The 20,508-nt window shown below is 69.0% G+C and carries 19 protein-coding genes and 1 riboswitch; of the genes, 13 read left to right on the forward strand and 6 right to left on the reverse strand.

Annotated features, from left to right (window positions below; genetic code table 11):
- Positions 1-52 precede the first annotated feature (52 nt).
- On the reverse strand, positions 53-859 hold the full coding sequence (locus AC3WOH_RS31770; protein ID WP_492233330.1) for an IclR family transcriptional regulator: 807 nt from the start codon (positions 857-859) through the stop codon (positions 53-55).
- A gap of 95 nt (positions 860-954) precedes the next feature.
- Here AC3WOH_RS31770 and AC3WOH_RS31775 point away from each other — a divergent pair, with 95 nt between their 5' ends.
- Positions 955-1,941, forward strand: a complete 987-nt coding sequence (locus AC3WOH_RS31775; RefSeq protein ID WP_492233331.1) for a Bug family tripartite tricarboxylate transporter substrate binding protein — start codon at positions 955-957, stop codon at positions 1,939-1,941.
- Between the two features lie 111 nt (positions 1,942-2,052).
- Positions 2,053-2,655, forward strand: a complete 603-nt coding sequence (locus tag AC3WOH_RS31780) for a histidine phosphatase family protein (protein WP_492233332.1) — start codon at positions 2,053-2,055, stop codon at positions 2,653-2,655.
- Between the two features lie 269 nt (positions 2,656-2,924).
- On the opposite strand, the gene fnr is transcribed toward AC3WOH_RS31780, so the two are convergent.
- On the reverse strand, positions 2,925-3,644 hold the full coding sequence (gene fnr / locus AC3WOH_RS31785) for a fumarate/nitrate reduction transcriptional regulator Fnr (protein WP_184864259.1): 720 nt from the start codon (positions 3,642-3,644) through the stop codon (positions 2,925-2,927).
- A 173-nt stretch (positions 3,645-3,817) separates the two neighbouring features.
- Here fnr and hemN point away from each other — a divergent pair, with 173 nt between their 5' ends.
- The 4 genes from hemN to AC3WOH_RS31805 all read left to right on the forward strand — a co-directional run bounded on the left by hemN (position 3,818) and on the right by AC3WOH_RS31805 (position 10,152).
- A complete protein-coding gene (hemN, locus tag AC3WOH_RS31790; protein WP_492233333.1) occupies positions 3,818-5,200 on the forward strand; it encodes an oxygen-independent coproporphyrinogen III oxidase in 1,383 nt (460 codons plus the stop codon).
- A 148-nt stretch (positions 5,201-5,348) separates the two neighbouring features.
- Positions 5,349-6,074: a sulfite exporter TauE/SafE family protein gene (locus AC3WOH_RS31795; RefSeq protein ID WP_492233334.1), complete on the forward strand. Its 726-nt coding sequence runs from the start codon at positions 5,349-5,351 to the stop codon at positions 6,072-6,074.
- A gap of 284 nt (positions 6,075-6,358) precedes the next feature.
- Positions 6,359-7,687, forward strand: a complete 1,329-nt coding sequence (locus AC3WOH_RS31800) for a cyclic di-GMP phosphodiesterase (RefSeq protein ID WP_492233335.1) — start codon at positions 6,359-6,361, stop codon at positions 7,685-7,687.
- Positions 7,684-10,152 (forward strand): putative bifunctional diguanylate cyclase/phosphodiesterase, encoded by a 2,469-nt coding sequence (locus AC3WOH_RS31805; protein ID WP_492233336.1) that lies wholly within the window; start codon positions 7,684-7,686, stop codon positions 10,150-10,152. Before AC3WOH_RS31800 ends, AC3WOH_RS31805 begins: the two co-directional genes overlap by 4 nt.
- 25 nt (positions 10,153-10,177) lie before the next feature.
- Here the strand turns inward: AC3WOH_RS31805 and AC3WOH_RS31810 are convergent, their stop codons facing one another.
- From AC3WOH_RS31810 to AC3WOH_RS31825, 4 genes are all read right to left on the reverse strand, one after another.
- Positions 10,178-10,993, reverse strand: a complete 816-nt coding sequence (locus AC3WOH_RS31810) for a sulfite exporter TauE/SafE family protein (RefSeq protein WP_492233337.1) — start codon at positions 10,991-10,993, stop codon at positions 10,178-10,180.
- Positions 10,968-11,702 carry an ankyrin repeat domain-containing protein gene (locus AC3WOH_RS31815; protein ID WP_492233338.1) on the reverse strand — a complete coding sequence of 245 codons (735 nt, stop codon included), beginning with the start codon at positions 11,700-11,702 and terminating at the stop codon, positions 10,968-10,970. Before AC3WOH_RS31815 ends, AC3WOH_RS31810 begins: the two co-directional genes overlap by 26 nt.
- A 351-nt stretch (positions 11,703-12,053) precedes the next feature.
- Positions 12,054-12,461, reverse strand: coding sequence for a cell division protein ZapA (locus AC3WOH_RS31820; protein WP_184864245.1), 408 nt, complete (start codon positions 12,459-12,461; stop codon positions 12,054-12,056).
- The gene (locus tag AC3WOH_RS31825; protein ID WP_007858570.1) at positions 12,458-12,682 is read right to left on the reverse strand and encodes a hypothetical protein; all 225 of its coding nucleotides are present in this window, start codon (positions 12,680-12,682) and stop codon (positions 12,458-12,460) included. Before AC3WOH_RS31825 ends, AC3WOH_RS31820 begins: the two co-directional genes overlap by 4 nt.
- A gap of 36 nt (positions 12,683-12,718) precedes the next feature.
- Positions 12,719-12,958: riboswitch (cobalamin riboswitch) on the forward strand.
- Between the two features lie 80 nt (positions 12,959-13,038).
- Here AC3WOH_RS31825 and AC3WOH_RS31830 point away from each other — a divergent pair.
- Genes AC3WOH_RS31830 through AC3WOH_RS31860 form a run of 7 tightly spaced genes read left to right on the forward strand, consistent with a single transcriptional unit; the run spans position 13,039 to position 20,379 of the window.
- Positions 13,039-14,925: a TonB-dependent receptor domain-containing protein gene (locus AC3WOH_RS31830; RefSeq protein ID WP_492233339.1), complete on the forward strand. Its 1,887-nt coding sequence runs from the start codon at positions 13,039-13,041 to the stop codon at positions 14,923-14,925.
- Positions 14,926-14,976: 51 nt separating this feature from the next.
- Positions 14,977-16,347, forward strand: a complete 1,371-nt coding sequence (locus AC3WOH_RS31835; RefSeq protein ID WP_492233340.1) for a cobyrinic acid a,c-diamide synthase CobB — start codon at positions 14,977-14,979, stop codon at positions 16,345-16,347.
- Positions 16,344-16,946, forward strand: coding sequence for a bifunctional adenosylcobinamide kinase/adenosylcobinamide-phosphate guanylyltransferase (locus AC3WOH_RS31840; RefSeq protein ID WP_492233341.1), 603 nt, complete (start codon positions 16,344-16,346; stop codon positions 16,944-16,946). Before AC3WOH_RS31835 ends, AC3WOH_RS31840 begins: the two co-directional genes overlap by 4 nt.
- Positions 16,946-17,851, forward strand: a complete 906-nt coding sequence (locus AC3WOH_RS31845) for an ABC transporter substrate-binding protein (protein ID WP_492233342.1) — start codon at positions 16,946-16,948, stop codon at positions 17,849-17,851. The genes AC3WOH_RS31840 and AC3WOH_RS31845 overlap by 1 nt, the downstream gene beginning before the upstream one ends.
- Positions 17,848-18,882 carry a FecCD family ABC transporter permease gene (locus AC3WOH_RS31850; RefSeq protein ID WP_492233343.1) on the forward strand — a complete coding sequence of 345 codons (1,035 nt, stop codon included), beginning with the start codon at positions 17,848-17,850 and terminating at the stop codon, positions 18,880-18,882. The genes AC3WOH_RS31845 and AC3WOH_RS31850 overlap by 4 nt, the downstream gene beginning before the upstream one ends.
- Positions 18,879-19,652: an ABC transporter ATP-binding protein gene (locus tag AC3WOH_RS31855; protein ID WP_492233344.1), complete on the forward strand. Its 774-nt coding sequence runs from the start codon at positions 18,879-18,881 to the stop codon at positions 19,650-19,652. The genes AC3WOH_RS31850 and AC3WOH_RS31855 overlap by 4 nt, the downstream gene beginning before the upstream one ends.
- 49 nt (positions 19,653-19,701) lie before the next feature.
- The gene (locus tag AC3WOH_RS31860; RefSeq protein ID WP_492233345.1) at positions 19,702-20,379 is read left to right on the forward strand and encodes an energy-coupling factor ABC transporter permease; all 678 of its coding nucleotides are present in this window, start codon (positions 19,702-19,704) and stop codon (positions 20,377-20,379) included.
- Positions 20,380-20,508: the final 129 nt, after the last annotated feature.

Consider the following 20,508-nt stretch of genomic DNA (forward strand, 5'->3'; position numbering starts at 1 on the left):
AAATGTATTACGCAATATGGATGCAAAGATACGGGTTTACCCTTGGTTTTGCTCAGTGGCCCTGGTAGCCCATGGCCCGGCTGATGAGGCGCGCCTCCTGCAGCAGGGCGGGGCAGATGGCGCCATCGGGCCGCAGGTCGAAGCCGCCCGTGGCGCCCAGCGTGGTCAGGCAGGCGCACACATTGCCCGTGGCGTCGAAGACCGGCGCGGCGAGTGCGCTGATGCCCTTGAGCAGCGAGTCGTTGGCCATGGCCCAGCCGCGTGCGCGCACCTGCTGGCGCAGTTGCTCCACCGGCCGCGTGCCATCGAGCTGCGCGCGCCGCTCGGCAGAGGCCTCGGCCAGTTCCTGCTCGGCCATGTCGGTGACCTGCCGGTCGTTGGAATAGCCCAAAAACACCCGGCCCGTAGCGGACCACAGCGTGGACAACACCGAGCCCGCGCGGATATTCACGGTGACGGGCAGCGTGGGCTCTTCCATGCGCAGCACGGTGGCGCCCTTGTTGCCCATCACCGCGAGGAAGGCCGTGACTTCGAGCGCCTGGCGCAGGCGCTGCAGCGAGGCCTCGCCCAGGCGGATCGGGTCGCACTGGCGCAGGGCGGCCAGGCCGATGGCGATGGATTCCTGCGCCAGGTAGTAGTGCTGGTTGGTGGGCGACTGCTCGACAAAGCCCTGCTGGCACAGGCTGGCCAGGTAGCGGTGCACCTTGGCGGGGCTCTCGCCCACCTCGGCGGCGGTGGCGGTCAGGCTGGCGGCGCCGCCCAGGCGGGTCAGCGCCTTCAGGACGCTCAGGCCCATTTCAGCGGACTGGACGCGCTGGCGGCGGTCGGCCACCCGGGCCGGGGAAGGGGATGTGCTCATGGTGATTCAAGGGTGAACCTAGGGTAAACGCTGCCCCAGGTTATTACGCATAGCGGAGTAACATCACGCAGATATTAATCCTACGAGGTCTGGACATGTTGAAAAATCGTCGCTTGGTTGCCGCCATGCTGGCCCTGCCCGCGTTGCTGGCCTGGGCCGCACCGGCCAGCGCGCAAACTGCTGCTTACCCCGCCAAGTCCATCCGCTGGCTGGTGCCTTACCCGGCAGGCGGCGGCTCCGATTTTCTCGCGCGCACGGTGGGCCAGCAGCTGTCGACGCAGATCGGCCAGCCGGTGCTGATCGACAACAAGCCCGGTGGCAACACCGCCATTGCCGCCGTCGAGACGGGCCGCTCCGCACCCGACGGCTACACCATCCTGTCGGCCGACAACGGCACCATGGTGTTCAACCCCGCGCTGTACAGCAAGCTGACCTACAACCCCAGCAAGGACCTCGTGCCCGTGACGCTGATGGGCAAGTTCCCCATGATCCTGGTGGCCCACCCGGGCGCGGACTTCAAGGACGCCAAGGACTTCATCGCCAAGGCCAAGGCCAAGCCCGGCGCCATGAGCTTCGGCTCGGCCGGCGCCGGCAGCCCGCACCATCTTGCGATGGAACTGCTCAAGGTCGATGCCGGCCTGTTCATGACCCACATCCCCTACCGCGGCGCGGCGCCCGCGCTCACCGACCTGGCCGGCGGCCAGATCCCCGCGATGATGGTCGACCTGGCCGCTGGCGGCGCCTTCATCAAGGCCGGCAAGGTGCGCCCCCTGGCCGTGGCCAACGCCAAGCGCCTGCCCCAGCTGCCCGATGTGCCGACCTTTGCCGAGCTGGGCTTCAAGAATGTGGAGGCCTCTGCCCAGGTGGGCATCGTCGCCCCCGCGGGCACGCCGGCCGACGTGGTGAACGCTTTGCAAAAACAGGTGGCCACGGCCATCAACCAGCCTGCCGTCAAGCAAAAGCTCATCGATTTCGGCATCGAGCCCGTGGCCAGCACGCCGGCCCAGTATGCGGACCTGATCCGCACCGAAACCGACAAGTGGCACAAGCTGATCAAGGCGCAGCGCATTTCGCTCGATTGAGCAGGCCCTGGGCGCCGCGGCAAGACCCCGGCGCCCCCGCAGGTTTGCACCCGGCGGCGCACTCCCCGCTACAGTGGGGCGCCAACGCTTCACCCGATGCCGGGGAGTTCCATGCCGACATGCCACCGTTTTCAGGACGCGGCCCTGGGCCGGCGCACCCTGCTGGGCGCCGGCCTGGCCCTCGCCACGCTGCGCGCCTGGGCCAGCCAGGATCGGGAGGCCGAAGCCCTGTTGCGCAAGGGTGGGGTGGTGGCCGCGTTCCGCCACGCGCTGGCGCCCGGCACGTTCGATCCGCCGGGGTTCCGCCTGGGCGATTGCAGCACCCAGCGCAACCTCAATGACGAAGGCCGCGAGCAGGCGCGGCGCACGGGCGCGTGGTTCAAGGAGCGCCAACTGCAACCGGCCAGGGTGCTCGCCAGCCCCTGGTGCCGCTGCATCGACACGGCGACTCTGGCGTTTGCAGCACCCCAGGTGTGGCCGGCGCTAGGCTCCCCGCATGGTGTACGCGAGACCACTGGCGCAGACCATTTGCGCGAATTGCGCCAGGCGCTGGTGGCCGCATCGCTGCGGGCCGGAAGTTTCGAAGCCTGGTTCACGCACATGTTCGTGCTCGCCGATCTCGCGGGCGGCAATACCAGCTCGGGCGAGGCGCTGATCTTGCGGGCTGATGCCAGCAGCGGCAAGGCCGAAGTGCTCGCCCGGCTTCAGGTTTGAGAACCTGTTTGCGATCTCGCAGGGGATCGCGTTGGAGCGCAATCGGGATGAGTGGATGCTTCGGGTGCGCCGCATGGGCTCGTGCCCATGCAAGCAGCCGGGGCGTCCAATCGCCCGATTTCGCTCCAACCCTTCGGGCAGTGGCCTTGGCGGGCGGTCTGCGGCGTTGCGGCGCTTGTTGATAGCTGAGCTATCAACTGCACCCCGCGCCTTGCATCCCACCCGCCAAGGCCGCTGCGCGACCCCTGGGAGATCGTAAACAGGTTCTCTTAGCTACAGGTTTGCGAATTCACGATGCGCTTGAGCGCATCGGTGTCGAGGATGCGCACATGGCGCTGCTTGACCTCGACGATGCCTTCCTCGACGAACTTGGAGAAGGTGCGGCTAACGGTTTCGAGCTTGAGGCCCAGGTAGCTGCCGATCTCCTCGCGCGTCATGCGCAGCACCAGCTCGGACTGCGAAAAGCCGCGCGCATGCAGGCGCTGCACCAAGTTCAGTAGAAACGCCGCCAGGCGCTCCTCGGCGCGCATGCTGCCCAGGAGCAGCATGACGCCGTGCTCGCGCACGATCTCGCGGCTCATGATCTTGTGCACATGGTGCTGCAGGGCCGTGACCTCGCGCGAGAGTTCCTCGATGCGGTCGAAGGGCATCACGCAGACCTCGGCATCTTCGAGCGCCACGGCGTCGCAGGTGTGGTGGTCGTTCACGATGCCGTCCAGGCCGATGATCTCGCCCGCCATCTGGAAGCCCGTCACCTGGTCACGTCCGTCCTCGGTGGCCACGCAGGTCTTGAAGAAGCCGGTGCGGATGGCGTACAGCGAGGTGAAGGTCTCGCCATTGCGAAACAGCGTGCCGCCGCGCTTGACCTTGCGCCGCGTGGCCACGATCTCGTCGATGCGTTCCAGCTGCGCGTCGTTCAGGCCCACGGGCATGCACAGTTCGCGCAGGTTGCAGTTGGAACAGGCGACTTTGATGGTGAGCGGGTTCATGGGCGCAGCAGCTGTTGGGGGTTGCGAACGGATCGCATCCGGCGAGAGGAGCGTGGTGGTGGCTGACATGAATCAAATTGTGGCCCCTGGGGGACTTTCAACACTTGATCTAGGTCAAGGACAGGGGGCGGGCACTGCGGCAAAGTTCCACTTCAATAAGGAATGCCCCCGAAATGACCGCTGTGACGCCCGAACTCCTGACCCGTTTCGACGTGCCGGGCCCCCGTTATACCTCCTATCCCACGGCCGACCGCTTCGTGGAGGCGTTTGGCGAAAACGATTACGTGCTGGCCCTGGCACAGCGCCGGGCGGGCGCGCCGGGCAAGGCGCTGCCGCTGTCGCTGTACGTGCACATTCCGTTCTGCGAATCGCTGTGCTACTACTGCGCCTGCAACAAGATCATCACCAAACACCACGACCGGGGCGACGTGTACCTGCGCTACCTGGCGCGCGAGGTGGAGCTGCACACAGCCCACTGCGGCACCGGCCAGGTGGTGAGCCAGCTGCACCTGGGCGGGGGTACGCCCACCTTTCTGTCGGATGACAAGCTGCGCGAGCTGATGGCCGTGCTCAAGCGCAGTTTCAGCTTTGCGCCGGGCGGCGAATACTCCATCGAGGTGGACCCGCGCACCGTGACGGCCGAGCGCCTGGCCGTGCTGGCCGAGCTGGGCTTCAACCGCCTGAGCTTTGGCGTGCAGGACTTCGATGCCGACGTGCAGAAGGCGGTGCACCGCGTGCAGCCGGCCGAGCAGGTGTTCGCGCTGGTGGAATCCGCGCGCCGCCTGGGCTTCGAGTCGGTCAACGTGGACCTGATCTATGGCCTGCCGCGGCAGACGCCCGAATCCTTCGACCGCACGCTGGAGCAGGTCAAGGCCCTGCGGCCCGACCGCATCGCCCTGTATGCCTATGCCCACCTGCCCGAGCGCTTCAAGCCCCAGCGGCGCATCGTGCCGGCCGAGCTGCCCGCGGCGCCTTCCAAGGTGGCCATGCTGTCGCGCTCGCTGCAGCAGTTCATGGATGCAGGCTATGTCTATGTGGGCATGGACCATTTCGCCCTGCCCACCGACGCCCTGGCCGTGGCCAAGCGACAGGGGCGGCTGCACCGCAACTTCCAGGGCTACAGCACCCAGCCCGACTGCGACCTGATCGCCCTGGGCGTCTCGGCCATCGGCCGCGTGGGCGCCACCTACAGCCAGAACGCCAAGACCCTGGACGAGTACTACGACCTGCTGGACCAGGGCCGTCTGCCCGTGGTGCGCGGCCTGGCGCTGAACCGCGACGACCTGGTGCGCCGCGCCGTCATCATGGCGCTGATGTGCCAGGGCGAGCTGTCCTTCGAGTCCATCGAGGCGGGCTGGCTGATCGACTTTCGCCGCACCTTCGCGGCAGAGTTGGAGCAGCTCGCGGGCCTGCAGGAGCAGGGGCTGGTCAGCGTGACCGGTGAGGGCATCACCGTCACGTCCATGGGCTGGTTCTTCGTGCGCGGCATCGCCATGGTGTTCGACCGCTACCTGCAGGCCGACCGCAACCGCGCCCGGTTCTCCCGGATCATATGACCCCCCCTGAGTCGCTTCGCGCCTTCCCCCAGGGGGACGCCCCCAGCGCGGCGGGGCGGCCCTTGCGCGGGGGCACTCGCCTTGGCCGCGCCAGTTTCTAGGGGTCATGTTCGATGGATGGTGTGTTGGGTAGAAAGGAGCGGATTTCATGCTGTTTGCCCTGGGCTGGACCGCTTTGGTGATGGGCCTGGCTGGCGGCCCGCACTGCCTGGCCATGTGCGCCGCGCCCTGTGGGGCGCTGGTGGGGCAGGGGAGCGGCCAGGCGGTGCGCTGGGCCGGGCCGGCAGGCCTGGCGCTGGAACCACCACCGCCGGCCCTGGGTCGGCTGGTGGCCTTCCACGGCGGGCGGGTGGCGGGCTATGCGGCCCTGGGCGCTGCGGCGGCGCTGGCCATGGACAGCCTGGCATGGCTCACGCAGCGCACGGCGGCGCTGCAGCCCGCCTGGACCTTTCTGCACCTGGCGGTGATGGCCTGGGGAGTGCTGCTCATGGTGCAGGCGCGCCAACCGGCCTGGGTGGAGCACCTGGGCCGCACGGTCTGGCAGCGCGTCCGGCCGCTCACGGCCGGGGCCGGCGGGGTGGGCGCGGCGGGGCTGCTGTGGGCGCTGATGCCCTGCGGCCTGCTCTATTCGGCCCTGCTGGTGGCGGCACTCAGCGGCGGGCCGGTGCAGGGGGCAGCCACCATGGCCTTGTTCGCCCTGGGCAGCGGGGTGTGGCTGGTGGGCGGGCCCTGGTTGTGGGGGCGCCTGCGCCGCCGCATCAACCAGGCACGGGCCGATTGGGGCACGCGCATCGCCGGGGGGCTGCTGTGCGCGGCGGCGGGCTGGGCGCTGTGGATGGACCTGGTCGTCAAGCCTTCGCTGTGGTGCCGGTGATACAGTGGCCTCGGCGCTGAGGGGCGTGCCGGACTGTTGTTTTGTGTGTCCTACGTACTTGCACGCATGCGGCGTGCGGCCCGGGCCCGCAGGGGACGCCGTTCACTGCGCAGCCCGCCCCCGGGTTTTTACCAGGAGGTAAATCGCGCCGCAGCCCCCGCCAGCCGTGGTGCAGGGGGAATGTCCCGGGGCATGGCAGGGCAAGACAAGCCTTCAGAACTGGAGATAATGGGTGTAACCAATGGTGGCAGAAGTGCCGCCGTGTTTCCTCACGTACGTTTGAAGTGAATTCGTCCATCCTCATCGATATCCGCCAGCTGCGCATCGGCATGTACATCCAGCTCGACCTGGGCTGGATGCACCATCCGTTTCCGGTGAGCAGCTTCCGGGTGGCGTCGGCCGAACAGATCGCCACCCTGCGCGAGCTGGGGCTGACCGAGGTGCGCTACGTACCCAAGAAGAGCGACCCCGACCTGCGTGATCTGCCGCTGCCCCCGGTGGGCGGCCCCGAGGATGCACCGCCGCCCGATGCGCCCGGCGCCGTGCGCGAGGCCACGGCCCCCGCCCCGCTGGCAGCCCCCGTGGACCCCGCGGCGGACGAGGCCGCCGCCCGCCGCCGCCGGCTGCTGGATGCGCAGAACCGCGCCCTGGCCCTGTGCAACCAGCGCTTTGGTGAAGCCACGCGGCGCTATGTGGAGCTGGAAAAGCTGGTGGTGGAGCTGCCCGAGCGCGCCCGCACCGATGGCGAGCTGCTGGTGGCCGGCTGCGTGACCGATCTGCTCAACAACGGCGATTCGGTGATCCGCCTGCTGTCCGAAGGCGTGGGCGAGTCCGGCGCGCTGCACCCCGTGAACGTGCTGGTCGTCAGCCTGCTGCTGGGCAAGGCCCTGGGCATGAAGGCCGAGGACCTGCAGGACCTGGGCGTGGCGGCCCTGCTGCACGATCTGGGCAAGATGCGCCTGCCCGATGCGTTCAAGAACGCACTGCCCCACATGCCGGCGCCCGACCGCACCCGCTACGAGGGCCATGTGCGCGAGTCCGTGGCGCTGGCGGGCCGCATGGGCCTGGGCAAGCCGGTGCTGCTGGCCATTGCGCAGCACCATGAGATGGTGGACGGCAGCGGCTTTCCCATGCGGCTCACGGCGCATGACCTCTCGCGCCCCGGCCAGGTGCTGGCGCTGGTCAACCACTACGACCGCCTGTGCAGCCCGGGCAGCGGCATGGGCGGGCTGACCCCGCACGAGGCGCTGTCCGTCATCTTTGCCCAGCACAAGGCGCGCTTCGATGCCGTGGTGCTGGGGGCCTTCATCCGCATGATGGGGGTGTACCCGCCGGGCTCCATCGTGCAGCTGGTCAACGACCGCTATGCCATTGTGGCCTCGGTCAACTCCTCACGGCCGCTGCGCCCCAAGGTCATCGTGCACGACCCGCGCGTGCCCAAGGACGAGGCGCCCATCCTCGACCTGGAGACCGTGCCCGAGCTCGGCATCCGCCGCAGCCTCAAGCCCGCCCAGCTGCCGCGCGAGGCGCTCGACTACCTGTCGCCGCGCAAGCGCATCTGCTACTTCTTCGAACGTGCCGTGGCTGCTGTCCCCGACGAGGGTGGAGCGTGATCCGGCCGCTGCCGCAGGCGTGGATCGACGGTCTGCTGGAGGCGGTATGGCTCGTCGATGAAAAGACGCTGCACATCCTGGCAGCCAACCAGGCGGCCGAGCAGCTGACAGGCCTGTCCATCGCCGACATGCACGACATGCCGGTGACCCAGCTGGCCGCGACGCCGCAGGACATGGTGTTTTGGAGCCAGCCCGCGGCCGTGGTGGCCGACGGCATCCACTCCCACACCAGCGTGCTGCATGCCACGGGCATGCTGGTGGCCGTGGAGCGGCGCGTGACGCGCGTGCCGCGGCTCGAAGGCGGCACGGCCTTCCTGGTGACCATGGTGGACCGCAGCCACCAGCAGGCCACCGAGCGCGAACTCGAGACCCTGCTGGCCGAGCTGCGCGCCACGCTCGATTCGGCCGCCGACGGCATGCTGGTGTGCAGCCTGGACGGCCGCGTGCGCGCCTTCAACCAGCGCCTGGCCCAGCTGTGGAACGTGCCGGCCCCGCTGCTCGTGCGCCGCGACGACGAGGCCTTGTTTGCCCACATGGCCGACCAGGTGGCCGACGTGCCGCTCTACATGGAGCGGCTGGCCGCCATCACGGCCGAGCCCATGCAGGAGAGCATCGACATCATCGGGCTGCGCAATGGCATGAGCATCGAGCGCCGCTCGGTACCCCAGTTCAGCCAGGGGCGCGCCGTGGGTCGGGTGTACTCGTTTCGCGACATCACGCGCCAGCACGAGGTGCAGGCCAGCCTGCGCCTGGCGGCTCGCGTGTTCGAGTCGAGCATGGACGCGATTTTCATCGCCGACAGCCACCACCGCCTGATGCGCATGAATCCGGGTTGCGAGCGCCTGGTGGGCAAGAACGCGCGCTCCTTCGAGGGCGCGGCGGCGGCCTCGCTGTTCGGCGGCGGACCCGATGCCGACTTCATGGCCCAGGTGGAAGCCGGCTGGGCGCACGAAGGTTTCTGGGAGGGCGAGCTGTGGCTGCCGCGCGAGAACGACGCCTACTGCGCCGTGCAGCTGTCGTGGGTGGCGCTGCGCGACGACGAGGACCGGCTGGTGCAGAGCATCGGCTTCATGCGCGATCTCACCTTGCAGCATGCCGCGCAAAAACGCATCGAGGAACTGGCCTACAGCGACGTGCTCACCGGCCTGCCCAACCGCCTGCTGCTCTCGCAGCGCGTGGACACGGCCATCCAGGGAGCGCGCCAGAGCGATACCGGCTTTGCCATCCTGTTCCTCGACCTGGACCGCTTCAAGATCATCAATGACTCGCTGGGCCATCCCTTTGGCGACCGCGTGCTGCAGCTGGTCGCCGAGCGCCTGCAGACCTGCCTGCGCCAGACCGACATGCTGTGCCGCCTGGGCGGCGACGAGTTCGTGATCTACCTGCATGGCGGCGATGCCGTGGTGGCCGAGAGCGTGGCGCGGCGCATCCTCGATGAGATGCTGCGCCCCTTCACGCTGGACAGCATGGGCTTTTCGATCCAGTGCAGCATCGGCATGGCGCTGTACCCGCAGGATGGCGCCACGCTGGACGAGCTGATCAAGCAGGCCGACACGGCCATGTACCAGGTCAAGGAGCGCGGCCGCGGCAGCTACGGCTTCTACCAGCCGCAGATGAATGCCAACCTGCTCTCGCGCATGAAGCTCGAGCATGCCATGCGCCAGGCGCTGGGCGAGCAGCGCATGGCCGTGCACTACCAGCCCCAGGTGAGCATGGAGACCGGTGCCATCACCGGTGCCGAGGCACTGATCCGCTGGACCGACCCGGAATTCGGCGCGGTCTCGCCGGGCATGTTCATCCCCCTGGCCGAGGAGTCGGGCTACATCGTCACGCTGGGTGCCTGGGTCATGGAGCAGGCCGTGCGCGAGGCTGCAGCCTGGATCCACGGTGGCCACCCCATCGTGGTGTCGGTCAATGTCTCGGCGCTCGAATTCCGCCAGCCCGATTTCGTGGAGCGGCTCACGCGCCTGCTGGCCGTGCACCAGCTGCCGCCCACCTTGCTGGAGCTGGAGCTGACCGAAACCATCTTGCTGCAGGACGCCGCCGAGATGGAGCAGCGCCTGCACGAGCTGGCCGGCCTGGGCGTGAGCCTGGCCATCGACGACTTCGGCACCGGCTATTCGAGCCTGGCCTACCTCAAGAAGCTGCCCATCCACAAGCTCAAGATCGACCAGTCCTTCGTGCGCGGCCTGCCCGACGACGATGGCGACCGGGCCATCGTGAGTGCCATCGTGAGCATGGGCCGCGCGATGCGCATCGAGGTGGTGGCCGAGGGCGTGGAGACCGAGGTGCAGCGCGCGGTGCTTGCGCAGATGCAGTGCGACCACTACCAGGGCTTTCTGCGCGCCCCCGGCCTGCCGGCCGAGGACTTCCGCAGCCTGCTGGGCCGGCCGGTGGCGGCGCCGCCTGGCGTGCCCGCGCCGCAGCCGGTGGTGGCTCAGCGCGTTTCGGATCCCGAAGACTGAAGGATCGCCCCGCCGCTCTGTGCGGTCAGATGCTCGTGATGCCCTTGTAGAGCATGTAGGCGGCCAGGCCGAAGAGCAGGCTGGCGAACACGCGCTTGAGCTGCTTGACCGGCAGGCTGTGCGCGGCCTTGGCGCCCAGCGGTGCGGTGAGCACGCTGCACACCGCGATCACGGCCAGGCCGGGCAGCCAGATGTAGCCCAGCGAGGCCGGCGGCAGGTTCTGCACTGATTGTCCGCCCACGGCGTAGCCCACCACGTTGGCCAGTGCAATCGGAAAGCCCAGCGCCGCGCTGGTGGCGACCGCGTTGTGGATGGCCACGTTGCACCAGGTCATGAAGGGCACGCTGACAAAGCCCCCGCCTGCGCCGACCAGGCCCGAGAGAAAGCCGATCACGCCGCCAGCCGCCAGTTGGCCTGCCGTGCCCGGCATCTGGCGCGTGGGCGCGGGCTTCTTGTCCAGGAACATCTGCGTGGCCGAGAAGCTCACGAACAGCGCAAAGAAAATCGCCAGCGATGAACCCTTGAGCAGCGCGAACACCCCGAGGCTGGCTGCAAAGCCGCCGATCACGATGCCTGGTGCCAGGCGCTGCACGATGTCCCAGCGCACGGCGCCACGCTTGTGGTGCGCGCGCACGCTGGAGACCGAGGTGAAGACGATGGTGGCCATCGAGGTGGCAATGGCCATCTTCACCGCCAGGTCGGGCGCCACCTGGCGCGCCCCCAGGATGTAGGTGAGAAAGGGCACCATGAGCATGCCGCCGCCAATGCCCAGCAGCCCCGCGAGAAAGCCCGTGCACAGGCCAAGAACACCGAGTTCAACGATCAGGAAGGGGTCGAGCATGGGGGAGGGGTTGGGTGTTGGAATGGGGCGAGGCGCACCGCAGGGTGGCGCAGGGATTGTAGTGCCCGGGCTCTTGCTGCGCTGGTGCGGCACGCCCTGTGGCGCCTGGCCTGCACGGGGACCTATGGCGGGCTGCCGCGGCGCGCGCCGTAGCGCCTGAGCAGGGCTGCCTTCGCAGGCTCGTCGCGTGCCGTGCCATGTCCAGCGGGGTCTTGCCTGCCTTGTTGCGGGCATTCGCGTCGGCCTTCGATTGGAGCAACTGCGCCATCACGTCCTGCATCTCGGGATGCTCGGTGGCGGAATGCAGCGGGGTGTTGCCGCCAAGGTCCCGGGCCTCGAGGGCTGCGCCGGCCTCGATCAGCAGTTTCGCCATTTCCGGAGATGCCGCCAGGTGCAGCGGCGTGGTGCCTTCGCGGTTGGCGGCATTCATGTTGGCGCCGCGTGCGATGAGCCAGCGGGCCATGCCGGTGTGCTCTTCGCCGGCCACGCCGTGCAGCGGCGTGAAGCCGGCCGCATCGCCCCGGTTCACGCTGGCCGGGTCGCGTGCCAGAAAGCCTTCGACGGCTGTGCGGTCGTTGAAAACGGCGGCGTCGTACAGGCTTGCGTGCTGGCGTGTTCCGGCCTTGCCTGCCTGGGCGGCGGCGGGCGGAGCCCGCAATGCGCCCAGGCTGCAGCACAGGGCAAGGCAAAGGGGAATGCAGGCGCGCATGGTCGCTGCAGGATACCGGATGGCTGGCCGCAAAGAAAAAGGCTGCCGGAGTGATCCGGCAGCCTTTGGGTAGAGGTGTCTGCGGTATTTGCTACCGGGCCTGTCATCCTGAACCGGGGGTTCAGGTGGGCGAGGGCAGCCAGGCGTTGGGTTCATCTGACGCGAGACGATCACGCTCCCCTGGCGATGTACCAAGCCCGTGCTCAGAGAGCATTGGTTCAAGGAAATATAAAACCCGGCGGCACCGCAGACACCCTCATTGTAGGGGCTCTGAAAGCCCCTGAAAGCTGTCGGCGATGTAAAGAATTCTCTGACCTGTACGCCATTGATAGCGCAGGGTCGCGACGCCGTCTACAGCAGGCGCCCGTCGTCGCCCAGGGCTTGGTCCAGGCGCTGCACCAGGTTCTGCAGGCGCTGGATTTCGTCGGCATCGGGGGGCAGCAGAGATTCCTGCACGCCCATGCGCCGCGGTGGCGGCGGAATGTCGTCGCCCACCGCCACGGGCGTGGCCATGGGCACGGGGTGGGGATGGTCCGCCGCGGCGGCCATGTCGGCAGCTTCGCGGTCGGCGATCTCGAAAGCGAGGTTCAGCGCAGCCAGCACCGCGATGCGTTCGCGGGCACGCACCTTGCCGGCATCGCGGATGCGCGTCATGGCGGTGTCCACACGCTCCACGGCATCGAGCAGTCGGCTCTCGTGCCCCTCGGGGCAACTGAGCAGGTAGCTTTGCTGCAGGATCTGCACCTCGATTTGCTTCATGCGGCGTCTTTCGCGGGAGGGGCTTGGGGCAGGCGCTCGAGCAGGGCATCCACCCGCGAGCGCGCGGCGGAGAGGCGGGACTTGAGCGAGTCGCGCTCCTGCGTGAGTGCGGCCACCTGCTCGGACAGCAGCGCATTGGTGCGCTGCAGTTCGGCGTGGCGCACCAGGAGCCGCTCCACGCGCTCGGCGATCTGGTCGGTTGTCGATGGTGTTGTTGCCATACAGCCACCGATTGTAGGACGGCGGGTTGTAATCGGTCGTAAAATCACCGGGTTGGTGCTCGCGGTGTGGTTCACATGCTGCAGTTCAACGGGAAGCAGGGAGGTGGCGCCACGCATGGCGCGCCGAGCCTGCGCTGCCCCCGCAACGGTCAGCGGACGAATCGGTTTTCGATTCCCTTTTCATCCCCATGCCACTGGGTGCCTTGAACAAGCACCTGGGAAGGCTTTGAGAAGCGCTCCGCCAGCCCGGATACCGGCCAACACGGTGGCTGCCTGCGCCCTGGTGCAGGCAGTCGTGTCACCCATTTCGCTGGCGGGAGGCCGGCACGGGTTTTTGCTTGCCGACGATTCGCCCCATGAAGATCCGTACCCCCCGTGCGCGCATTGCTGCGTCCGTTTCCAGGTCCTTGTGCCTGCGCCCTGCGCTCGTGTCCCTGGCCGTGCTGGGCGCCTGCGCCGCCCACGCCCAGCAGAACGACAAGGCCCCGGTGCTGCTCGCGCAGAACCTGCGCGCGCCCTCGCTGGCCGAGACCGTGGTGACCGCCACGCGCACGCCGCAGCCGCTGTCCGATCTGGTGGCCGACGTGACCGTGATCGACCGCGAGACTATCGAGACCAGCGGCGCCACGGGCCTGGCCGACGTGCTGGCGCGCGTGCCCGGCATCGAGATCTCGCGCAACGGCGGCCCTGGCACGACCACGGGCGTGTTCCTGCGCGGCGCAGAGTCGCGCTTCACGGCGGTGTACATCGACGGCGTGCGCATGGACTCGCAATCCACCGGCGGCGCGGCATGGGAATCGATCCCGCTCGCGCAGATCGACCGCATCGAGGTGCTGCGCGGCCCGGCCGGCGCGGTCTACGGCTCCGACGCCATGGGCGGCGTGGTGCAGATCTTCACCAAGCGCGGCGAGCAGGGTGTGGCGCCCTATGTGGGCATCGGCTTCGGCAACCAGGGCACGCGCAAGGCCGAGGCCGGCGTGAGCGGCGCCAGCGGCACCATCGACTATGCCTTGGGCATCGCCCGCGAAGAGAGCAAGGGCTTCAACGCCCGCACCGTGGCCACGCAGAACCCCGACCGCGACGGCTACGAGAGCACCTCGGCCAGCGCCCGCGTGGGCCTGCAGATCAATGCCACGCACCGGCTCGAAGCCACGCTGCTCGTGAACGACCTGGACAGCGGCTACGACAGCGGCCTGGGCCGTGACGACCGCAACCAGCACAAGCTGCATGCCCTGGGCCTGAACTGGCAGGCGCAGTGGACGCCGCAGTACAAGACCCGCGTGCAGATCACCGATTCGCGCGACGAGTACCAGACCACACCTTCGTTTTACCTGACCGAGACGCGCCTGCGTGGCTACCTGTTCCAGAACGAATGGCGCCAGGGCCCGCACCTGGTGACCGCCGCGCTGGAGCGCCGCGAAGACCGGCTGGAAAACGCCCCCATCGACCGCAAGCGCTCGCAGGATGCGCTGGCCCTGGGCTATGGCTACACCGCGGGCGGCCATACGCTGCAGGCCAATGTGCGCCACGACTCGGACAGCGAGTTCGGCGGCAAGGGCACGGGCAGCCTGGCCTATGGCTACACCTTCGCACCGCAGTGGCGCGCCACGGCCTCGGTGGGCACGGCCTTCCGTGCGCCCACGCTGTACCACCGCTTCAGCGAGTACGGCACGGGCCGCCTGAACCCCGAGAGCAGCCGCAACGCCGAGCTGGGCCTGCGCTGGGCCCAGGCATCGAGCAGCTTCTCGGTGACGGCCTACCGCAACCGCGTGCAGGACCTGATCGTCTTTGGCCCTGTGGGACCCTGCCCGTCCACCCTGGGTTGCTACGCCAACGTGGCACGCGCCGAGTACAAGGGCGTGACCTTCGCGGGCTCCTACCGCCTGGGCAGCGTGCAGCTGCGCGGCTCGCTGGACCTGCAGAACCCGCGCGACCTCGATACCGGAAAGATGCTGGCGCGCCGCGCCAAGCGCCATGGCACCCTGGGTGCCGACACGCAGATCGCGGGCTGGACCGTGGGCGCCGAGGTGCAGGCCTCGGGCCGCCGCTTCGACACCGTGGCCAATACCTTCGTGCTGGGCGGCTACAGCCTGTTCAACCTGCATGCCAGCACCCGCATCGCGCGCGACTTCACGCTGACCGCGCGCCTCGACAACGCGGCCGACAAGCACTACGAACTGGCACGCACCTATGCCACCCCGGGCCGCACGTTCTTTGTCGGCCTGAAGTGGGCACCGCAGTAACAGGCAAGCATTGCAGATGAGAAGAGGGAAGGCTGAGGAGAAGCCGCAAGAATGGTCACCCCGGCACGCTGTCCGGCGATATTGATCGCCGCCCCGGCATCGGGCCAGGGCAAGACCACCGTCACCGCGGCCCTGGCGCGCCTGCATGCGCGCCAGGGCCGGCGGGTGCGGGTGTTCAAGTGCGGCCCGGACTTTCTCGACCCGCACTGGCACCTGCTCGCCAGTGGCGCGCCCGTGCACCAACTCGACCTGTGGATGAATGGCGAGGCCGATTGCGCCGAGCGCCTGCACGCGGCAGCCTGTGAGAGCGACCTCCTCTTGATCGAAGGCGTGATGGGCCTGTTCGACGGCACGCCGAGTGCGGCCGACCTGGCGCAGCGCTTTGGCGTGCCCGTGCTCGCCGTGGTCGATGCCTCGGCCATGGCCGGCACCTTTGGCGCGCTGGCCTTCGGCCTGCGCCACTACCGCCCGGGCCTGCCCTGGGCCGGCGTGCTGGCCAACCGTGTGGGCTCGGAACGCCATGCGCAGATGCTGCGCGATGGCCTGCAGGATGCGGCGGACTGGATGGGCGCGCTGATGCGCGTGGCGCCCGGTGGCGGTGCCACCGGCACGGCAGCGGCCGCACTGCTGCCCGAGCGCCATCTGGGCCTGGTCGTCGCGCATGAGCTGGGCGATGCCCTGGCGCGCCTGGATGCCGCAGCCGACGCGCTGGCTGCCACACCGCTGGGCCAGATGGGCCTGGACGGGCTGCAACGCTGGGCGGTGGACTTTCCTGTGCCGGGGCCGTCCACGCCTGTGCCGCCCCTGCTGGCGGGCCGCACGGTGGCCGTGGGGCGCGATGCGGCCTTCTGTTTTGTCTACGACGCCAACCTGCAGTGCCTGGCGCAGTTGGGGGCACGGGTGGTGTTCTTCTCGCCATTGCACGATGCCGCGCTGCCGGCCTGCGATGCCGTGTGGCTGCCCGGCGGCTACCCCGAGCTGCATGCGGCGCGCATCGCGGCCAATACCGCCATGCAGGCCAGCCTGCGCGCCCATGTGGCGGCGGGCAAGCCGCTGTGGGCAGAATGCGGCGGCATGATGTCCCTGTTCGAATCGATCACCCTGGCCGATGGCACAACGCAGCCGCTGTGGGGCCTGCTGCCTGGTCGCGTGGCCATGCAAAAGCGCCTGGCCGCCCTGGGCCCGCAGCAGCTCACAGTGGCGGGCCACACACTGCGCGGCCACACCTTCCATTACTCCACCGCGCAGAGCACCGCCGAGGTGGTGGGACGCACTTCGCGGCCGGACACCGCGCCCGCGCCGGATGCCGGCGAAGCCTTGTACCGCCATGGCAGCATCCATGCGAGCTACTTCCATGCCTGGTTTCCCTCGGCCCCTGCGGCCGTCGCGCACCTGCTGGGCGGGCAGGGGGCTGCCGCATGAGCGCGATCACCACCGCCATCACCACCGAGCTCATCCTGGGCGGGCAAAAGAGCGGCAAGTCGCGCCGCGCCGAGCTGATCGCGCGCGACTGGCTGGCGCAGGCGCCCGGGCGCGATGCCGTGCTGATCGCCACCGGCCAGCCCTGGGACGAGGAGATGCGCGAACGCATCGCGCGCCACCAGCGCGCGCGGGCCGAGCGTGTGCCCGGCCTGGCCACGCTGGAGGAGCCGCGCGACCTGGCCGGCGCGCTGCGCCAGCGCAGCAGCGCCAGCACCCTGGTGGTGGTCGACTGCCTGACCCTGTGGCTCACCAACTGGACCATGCCGGCTGGCGTGGAGGGCATGGACGTGCAGGAGCGCGAGGCCCTGGCGCAGGCCTGGGCCGCGCAGTGCCAGGCATTCATCGCCGCCTTGCAGCAGGCCCCCGGCCCCGTGGTCCTGGTGGGCAATGAAATCGGCCTGGGGGTCATTCCCCTGGGGCGCGAGGTGCGTGCTTTCGTCGATGCACTGGGCGTGCTCAACCAGCGGGTGGCCGCGGCCTGCCCGCGCGTGACCCTGATGGCGGCCGGGCTGCCGCTCTACCTGAAGGAGCCGCGCTGATGGAGCCGACGCCGACCCCCGTGCGCCGCATCCTCTGGGTGATCGCCATCATCGTGGTGCTGCTGTTGCTGATGGCCGGCCTGGCACGGGCCGAGCCCGTGCAGATCAAGGACGACCGGGGCCGCGTGGTGACGCTGCCCCAGGCGCCGCAGCGCATCGTCTCGCTGCTGCCCTCGCTGACCGAAAGCGTCTGCGAGCTCGACCAGTGCCACCGCCTGGTCGGCGTGGACCGCTATTCCAACTGGCCCGAGTCGGTGGCCCGCCTGCCCAAGCTGGGCGGCGGGATCGATCCGAGCATCGAGGCCATCGTGGCCGTGAAGCCCGACGTGGTGCTGCTGGCCGCCAGCTCGCGCGCCAGCGACCGGCTGGAGGCCCTGGGCCTGAAGGTCGTGGTGCTGGAGCCCAAGACCCATGCCGACGTGCGCCGCGTGCTCGGTGTGGTGGGCCAGGTGCTGGGCGTGCCCCAGGCCGAGGGTGCTGACCGGCTGTGGCGTGTGATCGACGCCGCCGTGCAGGCGGCGGCCCAGTCGCTGCCGCCCAAGGCGCGCAACACGCGCGTGTACTTCGAGGTGAGCCGCGGGCCGTATGCGGCCAGCGAGGCGTCGTTCATCGGTGAATCGCTCGCGCGCCTGGGCGTGCGCAACGTGGTGCCGGGCGCGCTCGGCCCGTTTCCGCGCCTGAACCCCGAGTACGTGGTGCGCGCGAACCCCGACGTGCTGATGATCGGCAACAGCAGCATGCAGAGCATGGTGCCGTACCCCGGCTGGTCCACCATGCGCGCCGTGCGCGAGAACCGTGTCTGCGTGTTCGGCCCCGGCGATGCCGAGGTGGTGGTGCGCCCCGGCCCGCGCATGGCCGAGGCCGCGCGCATCATGGCGCGCTGCCTGACCGAGAAAGCGCGATGACTGCCGGGAAGACCTTGATCCCCTCGGCCGCCGGCCGGCGCCGCGCCGCCTGGTGCGCGCTGTGGCTGGCCCTGGCCAGCATGCTGCTGCTGGTGCTGGGCACGGCCGTGGGCAGCACCGGGCTGGAGAGCCTGGTGCACATGGGCGACGACCCTGTGGCACGCCAGATCGTCTGGGACATCCGCCTGCCGCGCACCCTGGGGGCCTGGCTGGCCGGCGCGTTGCTGGGCCTGGCCGGCGCCGTGGCGCAGGGGCTGTTCCGCAACCCGCTGGCCGACCCCTACCTGCTGGGCAGTGCCTCGGGCGCGGCCCTGGGCGGCGCGGTGGCCATGGCGATGTTCGGCGTGTCGCCCGTGGCCGCGCAGTGGATCGCGCGCATCGGCATCACGGGCATGGCCTTTCTGGGCGCGGCCGGGGCCGTGGTGCTCACGCTGGTGTTGGCGCGGGGTGTGCAGCACACGCTGCGCCTGCTCTTGGCCGGTGTCATCGTGGGCGTGGTGCTGGGCGCCCTGCGCGACCTGGTGGAGCTGGCCTCGCCCGACATCCTGCAGGCCATGCAGGCCTTCATCCTGGGCAGCACGGCCTTCGTCGGCTGGATCGCCTGCACCCTGATGGGTGCGGCCTGGGCGCTGTGCGCGCTGCTGGCCTGGGTGCTGGCGCGCGCGCTCGACGGCCTGACGCTGGGGGAGGCCACGGCTGCCAGTCTGGGCCTGCCGCTCGGCCCCATGCGCGCTGGGCTGGTGGCCGCCATGGCCCTGGCCACCGGCACGGCCGTGGCGCAGACCGGGCTCATCGCCTTCGTCGGCCTGGCCGCGCCGCACCTGGTGCGCTCCATCGTGCGCGTCACGCACGAGCGGCACATCCTCTTGTCCAGCCTGATGGGCGCGGTGCTGCTGCTGGCGGCCGACATCCTGGCGCGCTGGATGCTGGCGCCACAGGAGCTGCCCGTGGGCGTGCTCACCGCGGCCCTGGGTGGCACCTACCTGCTGTGGCTGATGCACCGGCGCACCGCGCACGGAGGCGGCCTGTGAAGGGCATCGCACTCAGCGCCCACCACATCACCGCGCGCGTGGGCGGGGTGCAGGTGCTGCACGGCATCGACCTGCACCTGCCCGCAGGCCGCTGGACCAGCATCGTCGGCCCCAACGGCGCTGGCAAGTCCACCCTGCTCAAGGTGCTGGCGGGCCTGCTGCCGCGCGGCCAGGTCGACGGCCAGGTGGCCCTGCTCGGCCGCATGCTGACCCAGGTGCCGGCGCGCGAACGTGCACGCCAGCTCTCCTGGCTGGGGCAGAACGAAGGCTCGGCCGACGACCTGACCAGTTACGACGTGGCCATGCTCGGCCGCCTGCCGCACCAGCCCTGGCTGGCCCCGCCATCGCCCGCCGACCATGCCGCCGTGGAGCAGGCCCTGCGCACCACCCAGGCCTGGGACTGGCGCGACCGCCCCTTGTCGCAGCTGTCGGGCGGCGAACGCCAGCGCGTGCTGCTGGCCCGCGCCCTGGCGGTGCAGGCAAAGGTGCTGCTGATGGACGAACCCCTGGCCAACCTGGACCCCCCGCACCAGACCGACTGGCTGCACACCGTGCGTGCCCTGGTGGCCGGTGGCGCCACGGTGGTCAGCGTGCTGCACGAGGTCTCGCTGGCCCTGCATGCGGACGACCTGGTAGTCATGGCCAAAGGCCGTGTCACGCACCAGGGCGGCTGCAACGAGGCGGTGACGCACCGCGCGCTGGAGGCCGTGTTCGACCACCGCATCGCGGTGCATGAATTGTTCGGCCAGTGGGTGGCATTGCCGCGCTGAGTTTTTTGCTTTTCTGTTTTTGTTTTGTTTTCAACCAAGGAGTCGTGAGATGCACATCGAACCCGGACTGGTGGACACCACCAAGATCTTCCTGAGCTACGCCACAGGCGCCACGGCACTGCTGTACGCCAGCAAGCTCGCGCTGGACATGGTGAAGAAGGAGGGCCCCGTGGCCCTGCTGTTGCGCTCCATCTTCACCACGGCGCTGGTGTTCGCGTTCTTCGAGCTGTTTCCGCACCACCCGGTGGGGGTGTCCGAAGTGCATCTGATTCTGGGCACGACCTTGTTGCTGCTGTTCGGTGCTGCGCCAGCCGCCATCGGGCTGGCAGGTGGCCTGTTGATTCAGAGCGTGTTCTTTGCGCAGCAGGATCTGCCGCAGTACGGGATGAACGTCACGACCCTGCTGGTGCCGCTGTTCGCCACGGCGACGCTGGCCAAGCGCATCGTGCCGGAGAGCATGGCGTATGTGGACATGACGTATGCGCAGACCTTCAAGCTGTCGGTGGCCTACCAGGGCGGGATCGTGATGTGGGTGGCTTTCTGGGCTATCTACGGTGCGGGTGTGGGATCTGCGAATCTGGAGAGCATTGCCACGTTTGGCGCTGCGTACATGACGGTGGTGTTGCTGGAGCCCTTGGTTGATCTGGGGGTGTTGGCGGCTGCCAAGGCGCTGCGTCGTCTTGAAGGCTCTTCGTTCGTTGAGCCTCGTTTGCATCAGGCGGCTTGAGTTTTCCTGATCTGTGGCTGTGGTTGCTTCTGTTTTTTTGCTGAGGGCGGAGGCCGGGATGTGCGCCCGGCGGCGCACCTACTTTCTTTTGCGTCGCCAAAAGAAAGTAGGCAAAGAAAAGGCGACCCC

The sequence above is a fragment of the Acidovorax sp. FW305-C-20-28 genome, from assembly GCF_058783375.1.